The organism is Dietzia sp. B19, from assembly GCF_014145155.1.
In the GTDB taxonomy this organism is placed as follows: domain Bacteria; phylum Actinomycetota; class Actinomycetes; order Mycobacteriales; family Mycobacteriaceae; genus Dietzia; species Dietzia natronolimnaea.
The window spans coordinates 1-5371 of sequence record NZ_JAALED010000251.1 but is presented as its reverse complement, the minus strand read 5'-3'; the positions used below and the strand labels follow the sequence as shown (position 1 = coordinate 5371).

Here is a 5371-nt window from a genome sequence, read left to right as displayed (position 1 = left end):
CGGTGGGGTGAGCACCCTGCCCGAGGGGTGCGGGGCGTGGTCCCGGGTGGTGGGTGGCAGCCCGGAGGCGGTGGAGGCCGCAGTGCGCGCGGTGTGGTCCGCCGCGCGTGAGCACGTGCTGGGGGCGCCGGCACCGGAACTGCGCAAGGGCTGAGAAACCCAGGGTTCACTGCAGGTGGATCGAGGCAACACAGACGAAACACTGTGGAACCGTGCGGCTCACATGAAACTCATAACTTTGCGTTCATCGAGCGTCGATCCCCGAGAAGCGGGGGCCACCGACCGCCCGCCCACGGCAAGGATGAACCCGCGTGAAATCCATCTCCAGACGCACTGCTGCCGCCGCCGCCCTCGTGGTTCTGGGGGCCGGCGCCCTCACCGCCTGCGGAAACCGCACCTCGGACACCGCCGCGGCCTCCGCGGAATCGTGCGTGGACACCTCAGGCGACACCATCAAGATCGGGTCGCTGCACTCCCTCTCGGGAACCATGGCGATCTCCGAGCGGACCGTGCGAGACTCCGTCGAGCTCGCCGTGGAGCAGATCAACGCCGACGGCGGAGTGATGGGCAAGCAGATCGAGACCGTGGTCGAGGACGGGGCCTCCGACCCGGCCGTGTTCGCGGAGAAGGCGCAGAAGCTCATCACCAGCGACTGCGTGGCCGCGATCTTCGGGGGATGGACCTCCTCCTCCCGCAAGGCCATGCTGCCGGTGGTCGAGGACAACAACGCGCTGCTGTACTACCCCGTCCAGTACGAGGGGCTCGAGGCGTCGGAGAACATCTTCTACACCGGCGCCACCACCAACCAGCAGATCGTCCCGGGGCTGGAGTACCTCAAGGAGCAGGGCGTCGAATCGATGTACCTCGTCGGTTCGGACTACGTCTTCCCGCAGACCGCCAACCGCGTGATCAAGGCGTGGGCGGAGGCCAACGACGTCGAGATCCTCGGTGAGGACTACACGCCGCTCGGGTCCACCGACTTCTCCACCATCGTCAACAAGGTGCGCACCGCCGACCCGGACGCCGTGTTCAACACCCTCAACGGCGACTCCAACGTGGCCTTCTTCCGCGAGTACACCAACGCCGGCCTCACCGCGGAGGACACCCCGGTGGTGAGCGTGTCGATCGCCGAGGAGGAGGTCCAGGGCATCGGCGCGGACAACATCGAGGGCCAGCTCACGTCGTGGAACTACTACCAGACCATCGAGAGTCCGGAGAACACGTCGTTCGTCGAGGCGTTCAAGGCCAAGTACGGCGAGAACCGGGTCACCTCCGACCCGATGGAGGCCGCGTACACCTCACTATTCCTGTGGAAGAACACGGTCGAGAAGGCGGGCAGCTTCGATGTGGCCGAGATCCAGGAGAATGCCGGCGGGGTCAGCTTCGACGCCCCGGAGGGCACCGTGACGATCAACGGGGACAACAACCACATCTCCAAGACCGCACTCGTCGGGGAGATCCGCCCCGACGGCCTGATCTACGAGGTGTGGAGCTCGGGCGAGCCCATCGAGCCGGATCCCTTCCTGGAGGGCTACGACTGGGCCGGCGACCTGTCCGGTAACTGACCCAGTCCGAGTCCACCGCCCCCCCGCGGCGGTCCCGGTCACCGGGGCCGCCGCGGGCGGGCGCACGCAGGAGAAAGGAGCCGGTGTGGACGTCATCATCGGTCAACTCGCGACAGGACTGAGCATCGGCTCGATCCTGTTGCTCGCAGCGCTCGGCCTGTCCCTGACCTTCGGGCAGATGGGCGTCATCAACATGGCGCACGGCGAGTTCATCATGGCCGGCTGTTACACGGCCTACGTCATCCAACAATTCGTCGCCGCCTCCGGTGCGGGGCTGGCGATCTCCCTCGTGGCGGGGTTCGTGGTGGGCGGGTTGCTCGGGGTGATCCTCGAGGTGCTGCTCATCAGACGGCTGTACGCCCGACCGCTCGACACACTGCTCGTCACCTTCGGCGTCGGGCTGGTGCTGCAACAGATCGCGCGCGACATCTGGGGAGCCCCCGCCGTCAACGTCGAGGTGCCCGCGTTCCTCCGCGGGAACCTGGTCCTGCTCGGGGCCTCCGTCCCGTACACGCGGGTCTTCATCTTCCTCCTGGCCGTGGCGTGTGTCGCCGCCCTCATGGCGGCCATGCGGTTCACCCCGATGGGGCGGCGCATCCGGGCCGTCACCCTCAACCGCGACCTCGCCGAGAGCTCCGGCATCAACTCACGCCGCAGTGACCTGACCACGTTCTTCATCGGTTCCGGCCTCGCGGGGGTGGCGGGCGTGGCGCTGACCCTCATCGGTTCGACGAGCCCCACCATCGGGCAGTCCTACCTCATCGACGCCTTCCTCGTGGTGGTGGTCGGGGGCCTCGGTCAGCTGAGGGGCGCCGTCATCGCGGCCTTCGCGCTGGGGATCCTCAACTCGTTCTTCGAATACTCCACGACCGCCTCCGTGGCGAAGGTACTCGTCTTCGTGACGATCATCGTCTTCCTCCAGATCCGCCCGCAGGGGCTGTTCGCCGTCAAGACCAGGAGCCTGGCATGACCGACACCGCCACCATCGGCACCACCACCCCGGACCCGGCCGAGCCGGCCGCGGGTCGTCGGGGACGGCCACCTCGTCTGCCCCTGCCCGGCGCGCTGACCACCGAGGGCGAACGACCCCGTTGGGTGTTCTGGGTGGCGCTCGCCGTCGCCGCGATCCTCATCTTCGGCGTCGCACCCGTCCTGTTGAGCGAGTTCAGGCTCAACCTGCTGGCCAAGTTCTTCTGCTTCGGCATCGTCGCCAGTGGGATCGGGCTGGCGTGGGGGCGGGGCGGCATGCTCACGCTCGGCCAGGGCGTGTACTTCGGCGTCGGCGCGTACGCCATGGCGATGTACCTCAAGCTCGCCGACGCCCGCGACCGCGGCGGTCCCGACGCCCTGCCGGACTTCATGCAGATCGCCGGGATGCGGTCGCTGCCCGGGTACTGGGAACCGTTCGCCTCGCCGATCTTCACCCTCGTGGTGATCCTGCTCCTGCCACCCCTGCTGGCCTTCGGGTTCGGATACCTGGTGTTCAACCGCAAGGTCAAGGGCGCCTACTTCGCGATCCTGTCCCAGGCCCTCGCGGCCGCCGCGGCGATCTTCCTGGTCAGCCGCCCCGAGCTCGGCGGATCCAACGGACTCAACCGGTTCACCGGCTTCTTCGGCTTCGCCCTGTCGGATCCGGCCAACCGCCGGATGCTGTACTTCATCACCGGCGGCGCCCTCATCGGAGTGGTGTTGCTGGTGCGCCAGTTCATGCACTCGCGCTTCGGTGAGCTGCTCGTGGCCGTCCGCGACCAGGAGGAGCGGGTCCGCTTCCTGGGGTACGACCCGGCGCTGGTCAAGTCCCTGGCGTACGCGGTCGCCGCCTTCGCCGCCGGGATCGCCGGCGCGCTGTTCGTCCCGATCGTCGGGATCATCTCGCCCTCGGCGATCGGCATCGCCCCGTCGATCGCGTTCCTCATCGGCGTCGCGATCGGCGGCCGGGCCACCCTGCTCGGCCCGGTCCTGGGAGCGATCGGCGTGGCCTGGGCGCAGACGACCTTCTCCGAGGCCTACCCGTCGCAGTGGACCTACCTGCAGGGTGTGCTCTTCATCGTCGTCGTGGGCTTCCTGCCCGGCGGCCTGGCCAGCCTGTTCGTCATCCGCCGGCGCCGCAGGTCCACCGGGTCCGGCCCCGCGACCCCCGCCACCACCGGATCCACCGGATCCAACACGGAGGAGACCCCATGACCCCCACCGCTGTGGCCACCGATTCGACCGGGGCCGGAGGCGGCCGCGCCGGCGCCTCGACGGGACGGACCTACCTGGAGGTCCGCGGTCTGACCGTCTCGTTCGACGGGTTCCGCGCCGTCGACGGGGTGGACCTGACGCTGATCCAGGGAGACCTCAAGTTCCTCATCGGACCCAACGGCGCGGGCAAGACCACCGTCGTCGACGCGATCACGGGGCTGGTCCCGGCGACGGGGACGGTCGACAAGACCGGGCAACCGGTGCTGGGGATGAAGACCCACAAGATCGCGCGCATGGGGATCGGACGGACCTTCCAGACGGCCAGTATCTTCGAGGACCTCACGGTGGAGCAGAACCTGGACATCGCGGCCGGCTCCGGTCGGGGATGGGTGACCCTGCTCCGGCGGCGCCGCGGCCGCGCGACCGTGGTCTCCGAGGCGCTGGAGACCATCGGTCTCGAGCACCTGGCCGGCACCAAGGCCGGGGTGTTGGCCCACGGTCAGAAGCAGTGGCTGGAGATCGGCATGCTGCTCGTCCAGGACTCCGACGTGATGCTCCTCGACGAGCCCGTCGCCGGCATGGGGGCGGACGAGCGCAAGGCCACCGGGGAACTGCTCCAGCGCATCGCCGCCGACCGCACGGTGGTGGTGGTGGAGCACGACATGGACTTCATGCGCGACTTCGCCACCTCGGTCACCGTCCTCGCGGCCGGCAAGGTCCTCGCCGAGGGCACGGTCGCCGAGATCCAGGCCGACCCCAATGTCCAGCAGGTGTACCTGGGCACCGCGGCCGCCACCGGCACCGAGCTGGAAACCGATACCGAGCCGGAAAGCGGTACCGAGCCGGAAAGCGGCACCGAACCCGAGATGGAGTCAGACGAATGAGCGCACTACTGCAGATGTCGGGCGTCCGCGCCGGGTACGGCGGGTCCGAGGTGCTCCACGGGGTGGACCTGGAGGTCCCCGCCGGGGGCGTGGCCGCGGTGCTCGGACACAACGGGGCGGGAAAGACGACCCTGCTGCGGGCCGCCGTCGGTCTGCTGCCGTGCAAGGCCGGCACGATCACCTTCGACGGCCAGGACATCACCGGACTCAAACCGCATGGCCGAGTGGCGCTGGGTATCGGCTACGTGCCCCAGGGTCAGCAGTCGTTCACCCAGCTCACGACCGCCGAGAACCTGCGGGTCGTGGCGGACGGGCGCAAGCGGGGGAAGGCGCTCATCGACGAGTCGCTCGACCTGTTCCCGGCGCTCAAGGAGCTGCTGGATCGGAAGGCCGGGTTGCTCTCCGGTGGGCAGCGGCAGCAGCTGGCCATCGCCCGGGCGCTCATCACCGAGCCGCGGCTGCTGGTGCTGGACGAGCCGACCGAGGGCATCCAGCCCAATGTCGTGGCCGAGATCGAGCGGATCATCGTGGACCTGGCCTCGCGCGGCGACCTGTCCGTGCTGCTGGTCGAGCAGCATGTGGGGTTCTCCCTGAGGGCCTCGGACGTGTTCTACGTGGTGGAGTCGGGGCGGGTCACCCACTCGGGCGCCTCCGACGACACCGCCGCCCACGAGGTGACGTCGGCGCTGGCGATCTGAGCGAACCGGTCCCCTCGCCAAGAGCGTTCCGCACACATCG

The 5371-nt window shown here is 68.9% G+C and carries 5 protein-coding genes; all 5 read left to right on the top strand.

All coding sequences use genetic code 11. The features are described 5' to 3' along the window. Positions 1-311: 311 nt before the first annotated feature. The 5 genes from urtA (at position 312) to urtE (ending at position 5331) form a co-directional block, all read left to right on the top strand. Positions 312-1565, top strand: coding sequence for an urea ABC transporter substrate-binding protein (urtA, locus tag G6020_RS08105; RefSeq protein ID WP_182610273.1), 1254 nt, complete (start codon positions 312-314; stop codon positions 1563-1565). Positions 1566-1650: 85 nt separating this feature from the next. Next, positions 1651-2535 carry an urea ABC transporter permease subunit UrtB gene (urtB, locus tag G6020_RS08100; RefSeq protein WP_182610272.1) on the top strand — a complete coding sequence of 295 codons (885 nt, stop codon included), beginning with the start codon at positions 1651-1653 and terminating at the stop codon, positions 2533-2535. Next, entirely contained in the window at positions 2532-3749 is a 1218-nt protein-coding gene (urtC, locus tag G6020_RS08095) for an urea ABC transporter permease subunit UrtC (RefSeq protein ID WP_241732624.1), read from the top strand. Before urtB ends, urtC begins: the two co-directional genes overlap by 4 nt. Further along, entirely contained in the window at positions 3746-4633 is an 888-nt protein-coding gene (gene urtD, locus G6020_RS08090; RefSeq protein ID WP_179523260.1) for an urea ABC transporter ATP-binding protein UrtD, read from the top strand. Before urtC ends, urtD begins: the two co-directional genes overlap by 4 nt. Further along, positions 4630-5331 carry an urea ABC transporter ATP-binding subunit UrtE gene (gene urtE / locus G6020_RS08085; protein ID WP_179523259.1) on the top strand — a complete coding sequence of 234 codons (702 nt, stop codon included), beginning with the start codon at positions 4630-4632 and terminating at the stop codon, positions 5329-5331. The genes urtD and urtE overlap by 4 nt, the downstream gene beginning before the upstream one ends. The last annotated feature ends 40 nt before the right edge of the window (positions 5332-5371 follow it).

Excerpts from the sequence above, each read along its gene's own strand:
- urtE (WP_179523259.1), top strand. The coding sequence starts at position 4,630 with ATGAGCGCACTACTGCAGATGTCGGGCGTCCGCGCCGGGTACGGCGGG.
- urtC (WP_241732624.1), top strand. The coding sequence starts at position 2,532 with ATGACCGACACCGCCACCATCGGCACCACCACCCCGGACCCGGCCGAG.
- urtD (WP_179523260.1), top strand. The coding sequence starts at position 3,746 with ATGACCCCCACCGCTGTGGCCACCGATTCGACCGGGGCCGGAGGCGGC.